This window comes from Streptomyces sp. SID9727 (assembly GCF_010550605.1).
In the GTDB taxonomy this organism is placed as follows: domain Bacteria; phylum Actinomycetota; class Actinomycetes; order Streptomycetales; family Streptomycetaceae; genus Streptomyces.
Genome location: NZ_JAAGNI010000419.1, coordinates 1 through 17,294, shown reverse-complemented (window position 1 = coordinate 17,294; position 17,294 = coordinate 1). Strand labels below are relative to the sequence as shown.

At 73.3% G+C, this 17,294-nt stretch carries 16 protein-coding genes; 7 read left to right on the top strand and 9 right to left on the bottom strand.

What is annotated here, in order from left to right:
* Nucleotides 1–10: 10 nt before the first annotated feature.
* Complete coding sequence (locus G3I41_RS29330) at nucleotides 11–1,111, bottom strand: SMI1/KNR4 family protein (protein WP_164403465.1); 1,101 nt, start codon at nucleotides 1,109–1,111, stop codon at nucleotides 11–13.
* A gap of 194 nt (nucleotides 1,112–1,305) precedes the next feature.
* Between G3I41_RS29330 and G3I41_RS29325 the strand changes: the two genes are divergently transcribed.
* The 3 genes from G3I41_RS29325 (at nucleotide 1,306) to G3I41_RS29315 (ending at nucleotide 4,048) form a co-directional block, all read left to right on the top strand.
* Complete coding sequence (locus tag G3I41_RS29325; RefSeq protein WP_343242247.1) at nucleotides 1,306–1,659, top strand: hypothetical protein; 354 nt, start codon at nucleotides 1,306–1,308, stop codon at nucleotides 1,657–1,659.
* Between the two features lie 172 nt (nucleotides 1,660–1,831).
* On the top strand, nucleotides 1,832–2,956 hold the full coding sequence (locus G3I41_RS29320; protein ID WP_164403463.1) for a PP2C family protein-serine/threonine phosphatase: 1,125 nt from the start codon (nucleotides 1,832–1,834) through the stop codon (nucleotides 2,954–2,956).
* A 75-nt stretch (nucleotides 2,957–3,031) separates the two neighbouring features.
* A complete protein-coding gene (locus G3I41_RS29315) occupies nucleotides 3,032–4,048 on the top strand; it encodes a right-handed parallel beta-helix repeat-containing protein (protein ID WP_164403461.1) in 1,017 nt (338 codons plus the stop codon).
* Here G3I41_RS29315 and G3I41_RS29310 read toward each other — a convergent pair.
* From G3I41_RS29310 to G3I41_RS29295, 4 genes are all read right to left on the bottom strand, one after another.
* Nucleotides 3,955–4,851, bottom strand: a complete 897-nt coding sequence (locus G3I41_RS29310; RefSeq protein ID WP_164403460.1) for an ABC transporter ATP-binding protein — start codon at nucleotides 4,849–4,851, stop codon at nucleotides 3,955–3,957. The two genes, G3I41_RS29315 and G3I41_RS29310, sit on opposite strands and share 94 nt — an antisense overlap.
* Nucleotides 4,848–5,921: an iron chelate uptake ABC transporter family permease subunit gene (locus G3I41_RS29305; RefSeq protein WP_164403458.1), complete on the bottom strand. Its 1,074-nt coding sequence runs from the start codon at nucleotides 5,919–5,921 to the stop codon at nucleotides 4,848–4,850. The genes G3I41_RS29310 and G3I41_RS29305 overlap by 4 nt, the downstream gene beginning before the upstream one ends.
* Nucleotides 5,918–6,922: an iron ABC transporter permease gene (locus G3I41_RS29300; RefSeq protein WP_164403456.1), complete on the bottom strand. Its 1,005-nt coding sequence runs from the start codon at nucleotides 6,920–6,922 to the stop codon at nucleotides 5,918–5,920. The genes G3I41_RS29305 and G3I41_RS29300 overlap by 4 nt, the downstream gene beginning before the upstream one ends.
* Before the next feature lie 79 nt (nucleotides 6,923–7,001).
* A complete protein-coding gene (locus G3I41_RS29295; RefSeq protein WP_164403455.1) occupies nucleotides 7,002–8,045 on the bottom strand; it encodes an iron-siderophore ABC transporter substrate-binding protein in 1,044 nt (347 codons plus the stop codon).
* A 317-nt stretch (nucleotides 8,046–8,362) separates the two neighbouring features.
* Between G3I41_RS29295 and crtI the strand changes: the two genes are divergently transcribed.
* Genes crtI through G3I41_RS29280 form a run of 3 tightly spaced genes read left to right on the top strand, consistent with a single transcriptional unit; the run spans nucleotide 8,363 to nucleotide 11,890 of the window.
* Nucleotides 8,363–9,916, top strand: a complete 1,554-nt coding sequence (gene crtI, locus G3I41_RS29290) for a phytoene desaturase family protein (protein WP_164403453.1) — start codon at nucleotides 8,363–8,365, stop codon at nucleotides 9,914–9,916.
* Entirely contained in the window at nucleotides 9,903–10,889 is a 987-nt protein-coding gene (locus G3I41_RS29285) for a phytoene/squalene synthase family protein (RefSeq protein ID WP_164403451.1), read from the top strand. The genes crtI and G3I41_RS29285 overlap by 14 nt, the downstream gene beginning before the upstream one ends.
* Nucleotides 10,886–11,890, top strand: a complete 1,005-nt coding sequence (locus tag G3I41_RS29280; RefSeq protein WP_164403449.1) for a DUF5914 domain-containing protein — start codon at nucleotides 10,886–10,888, stop codon at nucleotides 11,888–11,890. The genes G3I41_RS29285 and G3I41_RS29280 overlap by 4 nt, the downstream gene beginning before the upstream one ends.
* A 182-nt stretch (nucleotides 11,891–12,072) precedes the next feature.
* Here the strand turns inward: G3I41_RS29280 and G3I41_RS29275 are convergent, their stop codons facing one another.
* Complete coding sequence (locus G3I41_RS29275) at nucleotides 12,073–12,678, bottom strand: TetR/AcrR family transcriptional regulator (protein ID WP_164403447.1); 606 nt, start codon at nucleotides 12,676–12,678, stop codon at nucleotides 12,073–12,075.
* Between the two features lie 92 nt (nucleotides 12,679–12,770).
* Between G3I41_RS29275 and G3I41_RS29270 the strand changes: the two genes are divergently transcribed.
* On the top strand, nucleotides 12,771–13,973 hold the full coding sequence (locus G3I41_RS29270; RefSeq protein ID WP_164403446.1) for an MFS transporter: 1,203 nt from the start codon (nucleotides 12,771–12,773) through the stop codon (nucleotides 13,971–13,973).
* 168 nt (nucleotides 13,974–14,141) lie between these two features.
* On the opposite strand, the gene G3I41_RS29265 is transcribed toward G3I41_RS29270, so the two are convergent.
* The 3 genes from G3I41_RS29265 to G3I41_RS29255 all read right to left on the bottom strand — a co-directional run.
* Complete coding sequence (locus tag G3I41_RS29265) at nucleotides 14,142–15,695, bottom strand: NAD(P)/FAD-dependent oxidoreductase (protein ID WP_164403444.1); 1,554 nt, start codon at nucleotides 15,693–15,695, stop codon at nucleotides 14,142–14,144.
* Complete coding sequence (locus G3I41_RS29260) at nucleotides 15,692–16,426, bottom strand: methyltransferase domain-containing protein (protein ID WP_164403442.1); 735 nt, start codon at nucleotides 16,424–16,426, stop codon at nucleotides 15,692–15,694. Before G3I41_RS29260 ends, G3I41_RS29265 begins: the two co-directional genes overlap by 4 nt.
* Nucleotides 16,423–17,294 (bottom strand): lycopene cyclase family protein (locus G3I41_RS29255; protein ID WP_164403440.1); only part of this gene is annotated, 872 nt, incomplete at its 5' end. The genes G3I41_RS29255 and G3I41_RS29260, both read right to left, overlap by 4 nt.

Here is a 17,294-nt window from a genome sequence, read left to right as displayed (position 1 = left end):
AGGGACGCGGCTACCGGGCCTTCCGCGCTGCGCGGCGGCCGCCCACCACGGCGCGCACGGCCCGGTCGCCACGGGGGTCGGCCATCAGGCGGGCGATGTCCCACCAGCGCAGCAGCAGGGCCGGGAAGTGGGGCGGGATCGCGTTCAGGAGGTCCTGGCGGAACCGTGCGCGGACGCTCTCGTGGCGCAGGGCGGCCCGGATGTCGTCGAAGGACGGCGGCCTGTGGCGCAGCGCGGACGGCAGCGCGGCCTCGTGCTCCGGCGCCAGATCGCGGCCGGGCTGCGCCATGACGTTTCCTCGCAGCGCGGAGGCGATGTCGTCCTCCAGTTGCTCCTGGACCTCCACGGCACGCCCCCACCAGTGGTCCAGGAAGGCGGCGACGGCCCCCGGGTCGGTCAGGTCGACCGCGTCGCGCCGCTCGTCGAACGCGTCGCGCTCGTCGTGGGGCAGCGCCTCCCGGATCGCGCCGAGGGTCTTGGCGGGATGGCGCGGCGGGGCCTGGCCGAGGTGGCGTACCCACTGGTCGCCGTCCTCGCCGTCCGGGGGTCCCCAGACCAGGGCGCCGTCCAGCATGCCGGGCTTCTCGGGTCCCGCCGCCGTCAGGGGGGCTTCGAGGTTGACCGCCATGAGTTCGAGGTAGGCGGCCAGCGACGTGTACTCCCGGTCGCGGTCCCCGTACCTGGTCCAGCGGCGCACCTCGCCGGTCCGGCCGTCGAGGAAGAGGCCGAGGACGGTGTCGGCCGGACCGGAGGAGCAGAACGGGATCCACCAGGATTCCCAGAACGCCGGGCCGTCCTCCCCGCTGAACTCCTTCTCGACCTCCATCTGCCGACGGTGGACCTCGGCCACGGCGTCGAGCGGCATCAAAGCCCAGTCACCCAGCATGAGCCCCGAGCCGTTCACACCGTCCTCACCGGCGGACAGCCGCCACAGCGCCTTCAGCTCCTCCGGGACGCGCACGCCCAAGGCCACCTCCAGCTCGGTCAGTTCATCGTCGGACGCGCCCGGCCGGAGGGCCGCGTACGACGGCGGGGTGTACTCGGCGAGCCATTCCAGGATCTGGGCCCACACCCGGGCGACCCGTGCGTCTTCCGGTACGTCAGTAGTCATGGCCCCCACGCTCGCACCGCACCCCGGCCCGTCACACGGCGGGCCGGACATCTTGAGGGACGGGACGTATAGGCCATTCGACCTTGGAGAAACGATTCGACGCGGCCCGATCGGGGGAAGTCGTGTTGGCTCCCGGGCAGCGTGGGCATCCCTGGCACCGACCCGAAGGACAACAAGAAAGAGGACGATCCCCGGTGTCTCTTCGCTCTCTCACCAAGGCTGTCGGCGCGGCGGCCGGCGCGGCCGTGCTTCTCGTGGCCGTGCCCGGCTCGGCGTCGGCCGCGACCGGCCAGTTCCGGTACTCGTACACCACCGAGGACGGGTACGAGGCCGTCGGCTTCCTCAACAACCCGGACAGCGGCCGGTGCGTCAACCTGGACGCTCCCGCGTCCGTGCCCGGGGCCCCCTACCGGGCGCCCAAGAACCTCACGGACGCGACCGCCATCGTCTTCCTCGACGCCGACTGCGAGGGCGACACCTACTACGTCCTGCCGCCCGGCAGGGGCGCCTCCGACCGCCTGCTCCTGAGGTCGGTCGCCTTCTCCTGAGCCGCCTGGCCGAGGGGGTGCCTTGCCGGTCATGACCGGCTCCGACCCTGATCGGCAGGACACCTCCGAGGGGCTGGGCCCGGAAGCCACGGGCACAGCCCCTCGCCACGCCGCCCCGCGATGCGGGGACCGGGCACGTGCGGGCCGGGCGGGTGCGGTGTAGAGAGGAGTCATGGCGCAGCACGCCGAAAGACACCGCCGGGCACTGCTCGCCGCACCCATCGGGTGGATCATCGCGGTCTCCCTGGTGGACGTTCTCGCACCGCGCGACGTCCATCTGGGCCCGCTGCTCGTGGCGGCCCCCGCGGTCACTCCCTCGATCGGCGGCCCCCGGGCCGTCGGATTCGTGGCCGCGCTCGCGGTGATCGCTCAGGCGGCGATCGCGGTGCTGCGCGATCCGGACGAACTGTTCTCGGCCAACCACCAGACACAGATCGCCGCCCTGGCGCTCGTCGGGATGTGCCTGGTGGTCTTCTGCGTGCTGAGGGAACGCCGCGCCCGGGAGCTGGAGCAGGTGCGGTACGTCTCCGAGGCGGTCCAGCGGGTCGTCCTGCCCCCACTGCCCCGGCGCCTCGGGCCCCTGCGCGCGGCCTCGCTCTACCTCGCGGCGGAGGCGGAGGCGCAGATCGGCGGGGACCTGTACGCGGCGGCGCGCACCGAGACGGGGACGCGGCTGATCATCGGTGACGTACGGGGCAAGGGGGTCGGTGCGGTCCGCGAAGCGGCGCTGCTGCTCGGCGCGTTCCACGCCGCGGCCCGGCACCGGACGGGCCTGGACGAGTTGGTCGCCCACTTGGACGAGAGCGTGTCCCGGGGGCTTCCCGAATCGGGCGGCCACGGTCCCGGGGAATCGTTCATCACCGCCACCGTGCTCGACATCCCGGACCGGCACGACCGCGTGCACATGGTCTCCTGCGGGCATCCCCCGCCGGTCGTGCTGCGCGACGGACGGCCGCTGACGATGGTCGCCGCCTCGCCCGCTCCCCCGCTGGGGCTGGGCGGTCTGTCGCGCCCGCGCTACCGCATCGACAGCTTCCGCTTCGTTCCCGGCGACCTTCTGCTGCTGTACACCGACGGTGTGACCGAGGCCCGCGACGCGTCCCGCGCCTTCTATCCCCTCGCGGAACGTGTCACCGGCTGGGCGGAGGGCGACCCCGACTCCTTCATCGACCGCTTCCGCGACGATCTGCTGGGGTACGTCGGCGGGCATCTGGACGACGACGCGGCCATGATCGCGATCGGGCACGACGCCGATCCCGGGGTTCGACTTCGCGGGCCCGGGCCGTCTCCCCCTTGACGACTCCGATGGTCCAGTCCAATCTGGGGCACCTTGCCAATTGTTATGCCCCTGCCAAGACGGTGAGGTCCCGCCATGCCCCGTACCCCTTCCCCTACCAGCCGGTCCGGGCGGCCGGTGCGGTGCGCCGCCGTCGCCGCGGTCCTCGTCGGCACCGGCCTGCTCGCCACGCCCGGTGCCGCCTCGGCCGCCTCGGAGTCCGTAGGCACGGCGGTGGTACGGGTGACGAACGGCAAGGAGCTCAAGGCCGCGCTGGCCGCCGCCGCGCCGGGGCAGACGATCGAACTGGCGGACGGCCCCTACTCGGGAAACTTCAAGATCGCACGGGGTGGCACCGCGAGCGCACCGATCACCCTGACCGGCTCGCGGGCCGCGGTCCTCACCACCCCCACGGGCGGCGGGAACGGCATCCAGCTCACCAGTGCGCCGTACTGGGTGATCCGGGGCGTCACCGTGACCGGCGGCCAGAAGGGCATCATGATCGACTCGTCCGACCACGTCGTCGCCGACTCGGTGGAGGTCCACCACACGACCATGGAGGGCATCCACTTCCGGACGTCGAGCGGCTACGGAGTGGTCCGGAACTCCTTCATCCACGACACGGGCCTGTCGGGCAACGGAATGGGCGAGGGGGTGTACGTCGGCACGGCTAACACCCTTACGGACGCCAGCGACCACGTCCGCATCCTCGACAACGTCATCGGCCCCGGTATCGGCGGCGAGAACATCGACGTCAAGGAAGGCACCACGGGCGGTCTGATCTCCGGGAACACCTTCGACGGCGACGGTCTCACCGGGGCCAACTACGACGACTCGTGGGTGGACATCAAGGGCAACGGCTACACGGTCGAGAACAACCGGGGCACCGGCACGACCAACGACGGCTTCCAGACCCACACCCAGGCCCCGGGCTGGGGCTGCGGCACGGTCTTCCGCGACAACACCGCGGACCTGACCGGCGCCACGGGCCCCACCCGCTTCGCCATCGACGTCACCAACTACGCCTCGTCGGGCTGCCCCGCCACGGTGACCTCGGACAACCGGGTGACCGGCGGTGCCGGGCTGGTCAACCCGGGCGTCCCCGTCACCTGACCGTCGTCGGCGGGCCGCCACGGCGCGCCGGGCACCACGAGGGGGTTGCCCGTGACCGGGTCGGGGACGACGGTCGCGTCGAGGCCGAAGACCGCGCGGACCAGGTCGGCGGTGACGATGTCCGACGGCGGCCCCTCGGCGACGACACGCCCGTCGCGCATGGCGACCAGGTGGTCGGCGTAGCGCGCGGCCTGGTTGAGATCGTGGAGCACGGCGACGACGGTGCGCCCGCGCTCGTGGTTGAGGCGGCGCACCAGGTCGAGCACCTCCACCTGGTGGGCGATGTCGAGGTACGTGGTCGGCTCGTCCAGCAGGAGGATCTCGGTCTCCTGCGCCAGGGCCATCGCGATCCACACGCGTTGCCGCTGGCCTCCCGAGAGCTCGTCCACCGAACGGTCGGCGAGCGCGGCGGTGCCGGTGTGCTCCAGGGCCTCCGTGACGGCGCGTTCGTCGGCCTCGGACCACTGCTGCCACCACTTCTGGTACGGCTGGCGGCCGCGCGCCACGAGGTCAGCGACCGTGATGCCGTCGGGCGGGACGGGGCTCTGCGGAAGGACCCCGACCGTCCGGGCGATCCGGCGTCCGGGCAGCCCGGCGAGCTCCGCGCCGTCGAGCAGCACGGAGCCGCCGCTCGGCTTGAGCAGCCGGCCCAGGGCGCGGAGCAGCGTGGACTTGCCGCACGCGTTGGGGCCGACGATGACCGTGACCTGTCCGTCGGGAATCTCCAGGTCCAGTCCGTCGACGACGGTGCGGTCCTCGTACGCCAGCGTCAGGGACCGGGCGGCGAGTCGGCTGCGGGTCATGAGGTGCCTCCGGAGCGGCTGCGGCCACGCGCGATCAGCCACATCAGGTAAGGGGCGCCCACCGCTGCGGTCAGGACGCCGACGGGGAGTTCGACGGGTGAGAACAGGCGCCGGGCCAGCAGGTCCGCGACCACGACGACCAGGGCGCCGGTGAGCGCCGAGGCCAGCAGGGGGGTCTGCGGCGTACGGGAGAGCCTGCGGGCGATCTGCGGTGCGAGCAGGGCGACGAAGTCGACGGGCCCGCACGCTCCGGTGGCCAGGGAGGCCAGCACGACGCCGAGAGCGGTCAGGCCGAGCCGCACCCGGTCGAGCCGGATGCCCAGCGACGCCGCCGTGTCGTCGTCCAGGGACGCCCCGCGCTGGGCCCTGGCGGCCCACAGCGTCGCGGGGATCGCGAGGAGCAGGGCCGTCGCGAGCGGTGCGGCGTCGTCGTAACCCCGGCTGTTGAGCGAACCGGTGAGCCAGACCTTCGCCTGCTGGGCGACGAGGAAGTCGCCCTTCGTGAGGAACAGCTGGGTCAGCGAGCCGAGCGCGACGGAGACGCCGATGCCGATGAGCACGAAGCGGGAGGCGTGCAGGCCCCGGCGCCAGGCGAAGGCGTACACCAGCAGCGCCGCCGCGAGGCCGCCGGCGACCGACACGTAGGGCAGCGCGGTGTAGCCGACCAGGCCGAAACTCATCGCCGCGACCGTCGCGGCTCCCGCCCCGTGGGTCACCCCGATGATGTCGGGGCTGGCCAGGGGGTTGCGGGCCACGGTCTGGATGAGGGCGCCGGCCACCCCGAAGGCGAGTCCGGCCAGCAGTCCGACCGTCAGGCGCGGCAGCCGCAGGGTGCCGACGACGAACGTGTCCGGGCTCGGCCGGCCGAGCAGGACGTCCACCACCGAACCGGGCGAAACGAAGGACTCGCCGACGCACAGGTACGCCACCACGGCGGCCAGCAGCAGTACGGCGAGCACGACGGCCACGAGCGACGCCCTGCGGTGCACGAGGAAACTGGCGCGTCCCGGGCGCAGCACGGAGTGCCCGGCCGGCCTGAGCCGTGGCGAGGCCACTGCGGTGCGGTTCATGCGGCGACCACCGCCTTGCGCCGTACGAGGGCTATGAGGAACGGGACGCCGAGCAGCGCGGTCATCACGGCGACCGGTACCTCCGAGGGCGGGAACACGATGCGGCCGAGCACGTCGGAGAGCAGGATCATCACCGGGCCGAGCACGGCCGCGACCGGGAGCACCCACCGGTGCGCCGTGCCCACCAGGGCCCGCGCGATGTGCGGGACGGCCAGTCCGGTGAAGGCGATCGGGCCGGCGGCGGCGACCGCGGCGCCGGTCAGCACGGTCGCCGCCGCCGCGCCGCCCACACGGAGCAGGCCCACGTTGTGCCCGAGGCCCTTGGCGGCCTCGTCGCCGAGGGCGAGCGCGTCCAGGCCGCGGGCCAGTACCGCGCTCAGCAGCAGCCCGGCCAGGACGAACGGCCAGATCTGGGCGATGACGTCGGGGCCCCGGCCGTCGATGGAGCCGACCTGCCAGAACCGGAACTCGTCCAGGGCGCGGGCGTCCGTGGTGACGACGGCGGAGACCACCGCGCCCAGGAGGGCGTTCATCGCGGCGCCGGAGAGCGCGAGCTTCACGGGTGAGGCCCCGCGGTACCCGCCGGCCGCGACGGCGTAGACCGCGACGGCGGCCAGCGCGGCACCGGCGAACGCGAACCAGATGTACCCCGTGAGGGTGTGCACCCCGCAGAAGGTGAGGGCGCACACCACGCCGACCGAGGCGCCCTGGCTGACGCCGAGGATGCCGGGTTCGGCGATCGGGTTGCGGGTGATGCCCTGCATCATGGTCCCCGCCACCGCGAGTGCGGTGCCCGCGAGCACCCCGATGACGGTGCGCGGGACACGCATGGCCCTCACCACCTGGGCGTTGTCACTGGTGCCGCCGTGCAGGAGCGCCGAGACGGCCTCGCCGGGCGCGACCGCCCGGCTGCCCACCGCGAGGCTCAGCAGTACGGCGACGAGCAGCAGTGCCAGACACATCGTCAGGTGGACGAGGCGGCGCCCATCGGTTCGCGCCATGTGCCGCACTCACTTTCCTTCCTCGCGGGTGCTTCTGCGGACGGGGAGAGCGCGGCGCCCGGGCGGGCGCCGCGTCGTCTCAGCTGGTGAGGTACTTCTCCAGGTCGTCCAGGACGGTGTCGGCCGCGGTGACACCGAGCCCGAGGTACCAGGTCTCGTCCGGTACGTCGAAGGCGTGGCCCTTCTTGACGGCGTCCAGGTTCTTCCAGAGCGGGTTGCGCTGGACCTCGCTCTTCTGCGTGGCCTTGGGGCTTCCGTACACGCCGGTGAAGATGTAGTCGGCGTCGGCCTGGTCGATGTTCTCGGCGCTGATCTCGGCCGCGAGGTCGGCGATGTCCTGGTTCTCGGGCCGCGGAATGCCGACGTCCTTGAGGATGGTGCCGATGAAGGAGTCGTTGGCGTAGAGGCGGATCCGCCCCTCGGCCATGAAGCGCACCATGGACACGGTCGGCTTGTCGGCGCCGAGCCGGGCCGCGAGATCCTTCGTCTTCGCCTCGTAAGCGGCGAGGTTCTTCTCGGCCGCGGCGGTCTTGTCGAGGGCGGCCGCGTTGAGGAGGTAGTTCTCCTTCCAGGTGAAGCCGGGGCGGATGGAGAAGACGGTCGGCGCGATCTGCGAGAGCTCGTCGTAGGACTTGGCGGCGCGCAGCTGGCTGCCCAGGATGAGGTCGGGCTTGAGCGCGGCGATGGCCTCCAGGTTGAGGCTGTTGATGGTGCCGACGTTCGCCGGCTTGCCCGCGTCGTCCTTGAGGTAGGCGGGCAGTTCGGGGGAGCCCTCGCTCGGGGCGAGGCCGACCGGCTTGAGGCCGAGCGAGACGACGTTGTCCAGCTCGCCGACGTCGAGGACGACCACGCGCTCGGGGCGGTGCTCGACGACCGTGCTGCCCATGGCGTGGCGGATCGTCCGCGGCCACTGGCCGGGCTTGGCGTCCGTGCCCATCGCGGCGGTCTTCGCCGCGGCGTCCCCGAAGTCCTTGCCTCCCTGGGCCACCGCCTTCGAATCCTTGGCCGCCCCGGAGGCGGCGGATCCGTTGGCCGGGCCGTTGTCGCTGCCGCAGGCCGACAGGGAGGCCAGGGTCACCAGGACGACGGAAGCCGCGGCCAGACCGTGCCTTCGGAAGAGCATGAGGTACTCCAAGAGCGTCGCTTGTTCAGCGTTGAACCATTAGGTAAGGCACACCTTATACGCACCTCACGTACGCGGACTCACGTACCCCGGCCGGCCGGCGGACGCCCGCCGGTACGCGCACAGCACGTGACGGGACCCCCGGCAACCGGAACGTACGCCGACCGGGGGACTCGCGGGGCGACACGCCGCGGTGAACGCCGCATCCGCCGGCGACCGCGGTGAGATCGCCCGATACGCGTTCCGGCAGGAGGCCGGCGTGCGTGCGAGAGCAAGAGGGGGCCGCGCATGCCCGGACCGCCGGACGGGGAGACCGCGTGAAGGCCGTACCGGGGCCCACCGGCCATGTCGTCGTGGTGGGCGCGGGCCTGTCCGGACTGGCGTGTGCCCTGCATCTGCTGGGGGCGGGCCGCCGGGTCACCGTGGTCGAACGGGACGCGGGCCCCGGAGGCCGGGCGGGCAGGGTGCGGCTCGGCGGGTTCGAGATCGACACCGGCCCCACGGTGCTGACGATGCCACACCTGGCCGACGAGGCGTTCGCCGCGGTGGGCGACAGCCTGTACCGCCGGGTCGAGCTGACGGCGCTACACCCGGCATATCGGGCCTGCTTCGCGGACGGGTCCTCGCTGGACGTACACACCGACGGCGCGGCGATGGAGGCGGAGGTGCGGCGTTTCGCCGGACCGGCGGAGGCGGCGGGCTACCGCGACCTGCGGCAATGGCTGGAGCGCCTGTACCGGGCGCAGATGAGTCGCTTCATCGACACGAACTTCGACTCGCCCTTCGGGCTGCTGCACCCGGACCTGGCCCGGCTCGCGGCACTGGGCGGGTTCGGACGTCTCGGCGGCCGGATCGGCCGCTTCCTCTCCGACGAACGCCTGCGGCGCGTCTTCTCCTTCCAGGCGCTGTACGCCGGTGTGGCCCCGGCCAGGGCGCTCGCGGCCTACGCCGTGATCGCCTACATGGACACCGTGGCCGGCGTCTGGTTCCCGAAGGGCGGCATGCACGCGCTCCCCCGGGCCATGGCCGACGCGGCGGCGGAGGCGGGCGCCGACCTGCGGTGGGGGGCCGAGGTGAGCACGCTGGAACGTTCGGCGGGGCGGGTACGGGCCGTGCGCCTGGCGTCCGGCGAGCGCATCCCGTGCGACGCGGTGGTGCTGACGTGCGAACCGGCCGCCGCCTACCGGCTGCTGGGGCGCCGCCCGCTGCGCCCGGCCCGGCCGCGCCATTCGCCGTCCGCCGTGGTCCTGCACGCCGGTACCGGCCGGACCTGGCCGCACCTCGCGCACCACACCCTCTCCTTCGGCGCCGCGTGGGAGCGGACGTTCGAGGAGCTGACCCGTACGGGCGCGCTGATGAGCGACCCCTCGCTGCTGATCACGCGCCCCACGGCACACGATCCGTCCCTGGCGCCCCCGGGCCGCCATCTGCACTACGTCCTCGCCCCGTGCCCCAACACCACGACCGGTCCCCCGGCCACCGCCTGGGCGGACCTGGGCCCGCGCTACCGGGACAGCCTGGTCCGCGAACTCGAACGCCGGGGTCTGGACGGGTTCGCGGACAGCGTCGAGGAGGAGCTTCTGGTGACCCCGCTCGACTGGACGGCCCGGGGACACGCCGCCGGCAGTCCGTTCTCCCTGTCCCACACCTTCGCCCAGACCGGTCCCTTCCGTCCGCGCAACCTCGTACGGGGGACGGAGAACGCGGTCCTGGCGGGGTGCGGCACGACACCGGGCGTCGGCGTGCCGACGGTGCTCATCAGCGGCAAGCTGGCCGCCGCGCGGATCACCGGCGTCGCCGGGCCGCGCCCCCGCCGGATGCGCACCGGCCCCTCCCCCCTGGTCCGGGCAGGTGCCGATGACCCGTCGTGAACTGGACGCGGCCGGCATCACCGACCCCGGGCTGCGCACCGCGTACGCCCGGTGCCGGCGGCTCAACGCCCGCCACGGCCGTACGTACTTCCTGGCCACCCGGCTCCTGCCGCCCGAGCGGCGGTCCGCCGTGCACGCCCTGTACGGCTTCGCCCGCTGGGCCGACGACATCGTCGACGACCTGGACCGGCACCGGACGCCCGCCGAGCGCGACCGGCTGCTGCTGCGCCTGGAGAGCGACCTGGCGCACGGGCTGCGGACCGGCACGGGCGACGAACCGGTGGTCCGGGCGGTCGCCGACACCGCGGCCAGGTACGGCATCGGCCACGACCTGTTCGCCGACTTCCTGTCCTCGATGCGCGCCGACCTGACCGTCACCCACTACCCCACCTATGCCGACCTGCAGACGTACGTGCACGGTTCGGCCGCGGTGATCGGGCTGCAGATGCTGCCGGTGCTCGGCACGGTCGTGCCCCGGCAGGAGGCCGAGCCGCACGCGGCGGCGCTGGGGGTGGCGTTCCAGCTCACCAACTTCGTACGCGACGTGGGCGAGGACCTCGACCGGGGCCGCGTCTACCTGCCCGGTGACCTGCTGTCCGCCCACGGCGTGGACCGGGCGCTGCTGGAATGGAGCCGGCGCACCGGGCGCGAGGACGCCCGCATCCGGGCCGCGCTGGTGGCCGCGGCGGAGCTGACGCGCGGCGTCTACCGGACCGCGGAGCCGGGCATCGGCATGCTCGACCCACGGGTGCGCCCGTGCATCCGCGCGGCGTTCACCCTCTACGGCGGGATCCTCGACGCGGTCGCCGAGCAGGACTACCGCGTCCTGCACCGCCGCGCGGTCGTCTCCCGGAGGCGGCGTGCCGCCACAGCCGCCATCGGGGTGCTGCATGTGACCGGGGCCCGGTGGCGGGCGCGCGGCCGGGCGGTGGTGGACGGCCCCGAAGCCGAGCGGAAGGAACCGGTGCGGTGACCCGGCGGAACGGCAGGCGGTGGTCGCCGCCACTGCGGCTGCGGGGTTCCGGTCCCGGCTGGGCGGCGCAGGAGCCGACGTGGCGGGACGCCCGGCCGGCGCTCGTCTCCGGGGCGCTGAAGCGGGCGACGACACGTCCGTCCGGCAACTGGTACGTGGTGGGCGCCTCGCGTGACGTCCGCGCCGGCGAACCGTACGGCCGGACGGTCGGCGGCACGGAGATCGTGCTGTGGCGTACGGACGACGGTGAACTGCGCGCCGGGTCCGGTGTCTGCCCCCACCTGGGCGCACCGCTGCGGGAGAGCCGGGTGGTGTGCGGCACGCTGGTGTGCCACTGGCACGGACTCGCCCTGGACGGCGCTCCGTTCGCGGGCTGGCAGCCCTTCCCGGTGCACGACGACGGCGTACTCGTGTGGGTGCGGCTGGACGAGGTCGGGGGCGAGGAGCCCACCGAGCGGCCCATGGTGCCGGTACGGCCCGCGCGTGGTGGGGCGGTGGACGCGGTGTTCACGGCGGCCGGGCGCTGCGAACCGCAGGACGTGGTGGCCAACCGGCTCGACCCGTGGCACGGTTCGTGGTTCCACCCGTACTCGTTCATCGATCTGTCGGTGGTGCGAGAGCCGCGGGACGACGAGGACGACGCCTTCGTGGTGGACGTCTCCTTCCGGGTGGCGGGGCGCCTGGTGGTGCCGGTGCGGGCCGAGTTCACGGCGCCGGGGCCGCGTACCGTCGTCATGCGCATCACGGACGGCGAGGGCGTGTCCTCCGTCGTGGAGACACACGCGACGCCGCTGACCCGCCCGGACCACGAGCACCCGCGCACCGCCGTCGTCGAGGCCACGCTCGCCACCTCGGACCGGCCGGGCTTCGCGGTCGCGCGGGCCGCCGCCCCGGTGCTGCGGCCGCTGATGCGCCGCACGGCCGGGCGGTTGTGGGTGGACGACCTGGCGTACGCGGAGCGGCGCTGGGCGCTGCGCAGCACCGGGCGCTTCCCGGGCTGACGCGGTTCAGGCGTGCCGGCAGGAACGCTGTCACCAGCCGCAAACGGCGGACGCGGACCGCGTCGACCGAGGCGGTCCTGCGCCGCTTCACCCGCAACGCCTCCCACCCCGCGTACAGCCGGCGCCGTAGCACACCGCTGAGTCGGTGGTGGTCCGAAGCCGGCTTCAGTGGCTTCGGACCGTCAGGCCGGTTCTGCGGGCGCGGGCCCCAGTGCCCGGAGCGCAAGGTCGATCGCGGTGGTCAGACTTTCGAGGTCGTGGCCGGCTCGTTCCCGCACCCGCAGGCCGAGAACGGTGGTGAACAGTAGTTCTGCAGCGTCGTCGGGATCGAGGTCGTCGGGCAGCTCGCCACGGTCGCGGCCCTCGGCCAGCACCGAGCGCAAAGCCTGCCGGGTGACCTCGAACGCGGCCTCGGTCCGCTGTCGGACCTTGTCGTCAGTGGTGCCCAGTTCGGTGGCGGTGTTGACCACGAAGCAGCCGCGGCCGGACTGGCCGTCGGCCGGGCAGGTGACCAGCCACAGCATCCATTCCCGCACAACCTCCCGGACCGGACGGTCCGCCGTGTCGAGCCGCCGGCGGGCCTGGGCGGACTCGGTGGCCCGGTAGTGGTCGAGTGCGCGCAGGAACAGCGTGTGCTTGTCGGTGAAGGTCCGATACAGGCTGCTCGGCGTGAGCTTCAGCTCGTCACCCAGGTCGCGCACCGAGGTGGCGTGGTAACCGCGTCGCCAGAACAGCTCAGTCGCCGAGACGACCGCGTCCTTCTCGTCGAACTGCCGTGGGCGTGCCATGACTTCACCTTACCCAACTTGTGGAGCGTTCGCTCCCATACTACTGTCCCGCATATGGGAGCGAGCGCTCCCGAATTGGTGGAGGAGGATCCTTGACGACCGCAGAACAGACCCCGGGCCGGACACGGGAACCCGGGCCCCCGGACGAGAGCCGATGGCTAGCGGTCGCCGTGGTGGCGCTGGGCACGTTCCTCCTGGTGACCGCAGAGCAACTCCCGATCGGCCTGCTGACCTCCGTGGGGTCGGCGCTGTCGGTCTCCGAGGGGACGGCTGGACTGATGGTGACCGTGCCCAGCATCGTCGCCGGCTTCGCGGCACCGCTGGTCCCGATGATCGTCGGGTCGCTGGACCGCCGTATCCTGCTGCTCGGGTTGATGGCCCTGATGACCGTTGCGAACCTCGGCTCCACCCTGGCGCCGAACTTCGTGGTGCTGGTCGGTTCTCGCGTGCTGGTCGGCATAGCGATCGGCGGCTTCTGGGCGGTCGCCGCCGGCCTGGCGGTCCGCCTCGTCACCCCCGTGGACGTGCCCCGCGCCACCGCGGTCATCTTCGGCGGCGTCGGCGCCGCGAACGTTTTCGGGGTCCCGCTCGGCACCCTGGTCGGTGACCTGACCGGCTGGCGCATCGCCTTCGCCTCGCTCAGCGTCCTGGCGCTGGCGACCCTGGTTGCTCTGCTCGCGGTACTGCCCGGACTGGTCGCCTCCCAGGCCATCCGGCCCACGCTGCTGATGGAGCAGCTCCGCAACCCCGGCGTGCGCGTCGGCATCATCGCGACGGTGCTCCTGGTGTTCGGGCACTTCGCCGCCTACACCTTCGTGAGTCCGGCGCTGCAGAAGCTGTCGGGGATCGATGAGCGGTACGTCGGTCCGCTGCTGTTCGGGTTCGGCGCTGCGGGCATGATCGGCAACTTCATCGCCGGCTCGGCGCTCTCCCGTCGGGTGCACCGCAGTGTGCTGACCATCGCGGTAGCCATGACGGCCGCGATGCCGCTCTTCCTGCTGCTGGGACAGACCGCGATCGGAGGTGCCATCCTGCTGATCATCTGGGGCCTGGCCTTCGGCGGTGTGTCCGTGGGGCTCCAGACCTGGATGATCAAGGCCGCCCCGCAGGCGGTGGAAGCGGCCTCCTCACTGTGGGTGGCGGTGTTCAACCTGGCCATCGGTCTTGGCGCGCTGGCCGGCGGCATCATCGTCGACACGCTCAGCCTCCCGGGCGTGCTGTGGCTCGGTGGCGCCTGCGCCTTTCTCGCCGCCCTGGCGATCTGGACCGCCCGCACCAACAACGCCCTGCGCTGATCAAGCCCTTCGCAGGACCTGTGGGGGATTCGTCACTGCACGACGCGGACTGGACCACAAGGAGATCGCCGAGGCCGCATCGTCTTGCTCATCTGTCGACCGATTGATGAGCAAGACCGGTAAGTGGCGGCGCAGGACCGGATCCTCGGCGTCTCCCCGGCACCCCGTTCAGGCCCGCCCTGCGGCGGCGAGCGCCCGGAGCACGCGGGAGCGGCCCCTCCGGGGCACCGTCCACAGCACCTGGCCCCGGACGCCTCGTTCGGCGAGCAGGGCGTTCGCGGCCAGGAAGCCGGTGGTGGCGGCCCGTTCCATGAGGGCGACGGGCAGCTCGCAGCGGATCCCGTCCCCCGCGAGCGTCAGCCAGGGGTGCGGGGTGCGCACGGTGGGGCGCAGGTGGTACGAGCCGGCCTCGAAGAGCGGGCAGTCGGAGCGCCACTCGTGCCGGGAGTCGACCACGCGCGCGTCGCGGGTCTCCGGGTAGACCCGGTGCAGCCGGTCGACGAGCCGTTCCTGCACCTCCTTGTGTTCCGCCCCGGGGTCGACGGCGTACGCGTGCAGTTCCACGACGGAGCCCCCGGTGCGCGCGGCCCAGCGGGCGGCCTCTCCCTCGTACCGGTCCAGGGTGCTCACGTTGTCGAGCCCGTCGTAGCCGCTGGTGCCGAGGAAGCCGGGCCGGTCCGCGCGGACGGGCCGGTCGAGCCAGAGCCGGGACACCAGGAAGGGCGGTGCGGTGCGCAGGGCGGCGACACCGTCGCGCCAGCGCGCGGTGCCGAGTCCGGGCGACGCGGCGACGGTGTGCCGCAGGCCCTCGGTGTCGAGGGCGAGCACCACGGCGTCGTGCCGGTGGGTACCGGCCTCGGTGTGCACATGGGCGCCGCCGCCGTCGCGCGGGGCGATCCGGTGCACGGGCGTCCCGGTGCGGATGTCCGCGCCGAGGCCCTCGACGTACCCGGCGAGCGGCTCCCAGAGCGCCTGGGGGAAGGGTTCGGCCGGTACGTCGAAGAGCAGCCCCTCGGCCGAGCCGAGGAAGTAGATGTGGAACATCAGCAGCAGTTCGGCGGCGGACAGCCGGCGCGGGTCGGCGAAGAAGCTGCGCGAGAACACCTCGAACGCCAGATGGTGGGCGGCCTCCGGGAAGCGGACGCGCTCCAGGAAGGCGGTCGCGCCGACACCGTCGAAGCGCTCGTACACCTCGGGGACGCGGACGTCGAGGAGCGGAAGCGCGGCCCGGGCGTCCATGGCGGCCAGGTCCCGCCATCCGAAGGTGGGGCTGAGCGCGACGAAGCCGAGCGCGCTGAGCGGCGGCGTCCTCGGCACCCGGGCGAAGCTGTCGGTCAGACCGCCGCTGTGCCGCAGGGGGTAGTCGGGCAGCGGTACGAGGCGTGCGAGCGCGGGGTCGGTACGCCGGAACAGGCCGCGCAGGTTGTAGTACTGGCGGAAGAACGCGTGGAAGCCGCGGGTCATCGTCACGGGTGAGCCGTCGGCCAGTACGGTGCGGTGGCCGGCGAGGCGGCCGCCGAGTGCGTCGTCCTTCTCGTACAGGGTGACCCGGGCGCCGCGCTCGGCCAGCAGGGTCGCCGCGGAGAGGCCGGCGATGCCGCCCCCGACGACGGCGACGGACGGTTCGTCACCTCGTCGGAAGCGTGGTGCGCCGGGTGCGGGCAGGAGGACTTCGGCCTTGCCGTCGCGACCTCGTCGGGCGGCGGGGGGTCGGGTGTTCACGGGGCGTGCTCCGGTGTCGTGGCCGGGCGGCCGTTGCGGGCGAGGAAGGTGTGCACGATGCCGGTCTGCCAACCGGCGACGGGAGCGACCCGCACCGAGGTCAGACCGGCCACGGCGAGCCGGCCGGCGAAGACGGGCGCGGTGTCGAAGGAGAGGACGCTCCGCCAGAGGTGGCGGTAGAGCACCCGGTCACCGGTGAGCGTGCCCGCGGGGATGATCACCCCGTGGCAGACGGCGGTCCACAGCGCCCGGTGCGCCCGGGAGCCGCTGAGGCTGTACTCGTGCGCGGCGAAACGCCCGCCCGGCGCCAGCAGGGCCCGTACGGACCCGAGGACCGCGTCCGGGTCGGTGACGTTGCGGAACAGGTAGGCGGCGAACACCGCGTCGAAGGGCCCCTCGCCGGCCGTGGTCAGCTCCTCGGCGGTCAGGTGGAGGAAGCGCACGCGGGCCGGCCAGGGCTTGGCCTGGGCCCGGCGCAGCATGCCCGCCGAGGCGTCCACGGCGGTGATCCTGGCCAGGGGCGCGGCGGCGAGCAGGGCGCGGGTGGAGGCGCCGGTGCCGCATCCGAGGTCGAGGAGGTGGAGTCCGGCGCCGCCCCCGGGGATGCGGAGGCGGCGGGCCGAGCGCAGGAGGTCGGTGCGGTAGCCGGGGTTGAGGGAGGTGAGGCCGTCGTAGGTGCGGGAGGCGTGGTCGAAGGCGCGGGCCAGGTCGTGGTCCCGCAGGAGGGTCATCGGTGGTTGTCTCCGTCTCTGGCGGTGGACCGGGTCCGGCGCGGGAGGAACGGCAGTTCGGCGGCGGTGGCGAGCATCGGCCGGACGGGGGTGCGCAGCCCGATGCCCCACTCCTCCCGGAGCGAGGCCGTGCCGTCGAGGAACCTCAGCAGCCGTTCGGCCGGGACGCGGCGGAACAGGCCGGTGAAGAAGTCCGGGCCGTCGATCCGGCCGGTGTCCAGCGCGCGGAGCACGATCGCGTCCATGGCGAGCGCCCGCCGGCCGTGGGGCGCGGGGACGGCCCCCCGTCCGTCGCGCAGGGCGGCGGCGATGGCCCGGCTCTGCCGTTGCACGGCAGCGAAGGTGTAGCCGGTGGCCGGGCGGGTGGCGCCGCCCGCGGTGCCGATCCGGAACACCGAGGGCCCGGCCCGGTGCGGGAACCGGCCGTCGGTCATCGGAATCGCCCCCTGCTCCGTACGCTCCACCGTGAGGGCGCCGAGCCGGAGGACGTCGCGGCAGTAGTGGCCGAGCGCCGACTCGTACGCCTCGGTGGTCAGCGGGCGGCGGGAGAACTCGGTGTACTCCACGAGCGCCCGGTCCGGGGCCAGGGGCAGCACGTAGCCGAACGCGAGCCCGCGGGCGGGCTGGGGGACGCGGAAGTCCATCAGATCGGCCACATCGGGATCGAACCGGACGGTGGCGGTGCGGACGAACCAGCCCCGGAAGTGCTGGAGCAGCTGGGTGCGCGCGGGGGGCAGGACGGGCAGGGGCCGGCTGTCGAACACGCGGCGCGCGCGCACGTCGGCCGTGGACCCGTCGGGCAGCGTGCAGCGGACCACGGCGCCGCCGGGCACCGCGCGCACCGCGTCCGCCGTGGCCCGCTGCACGC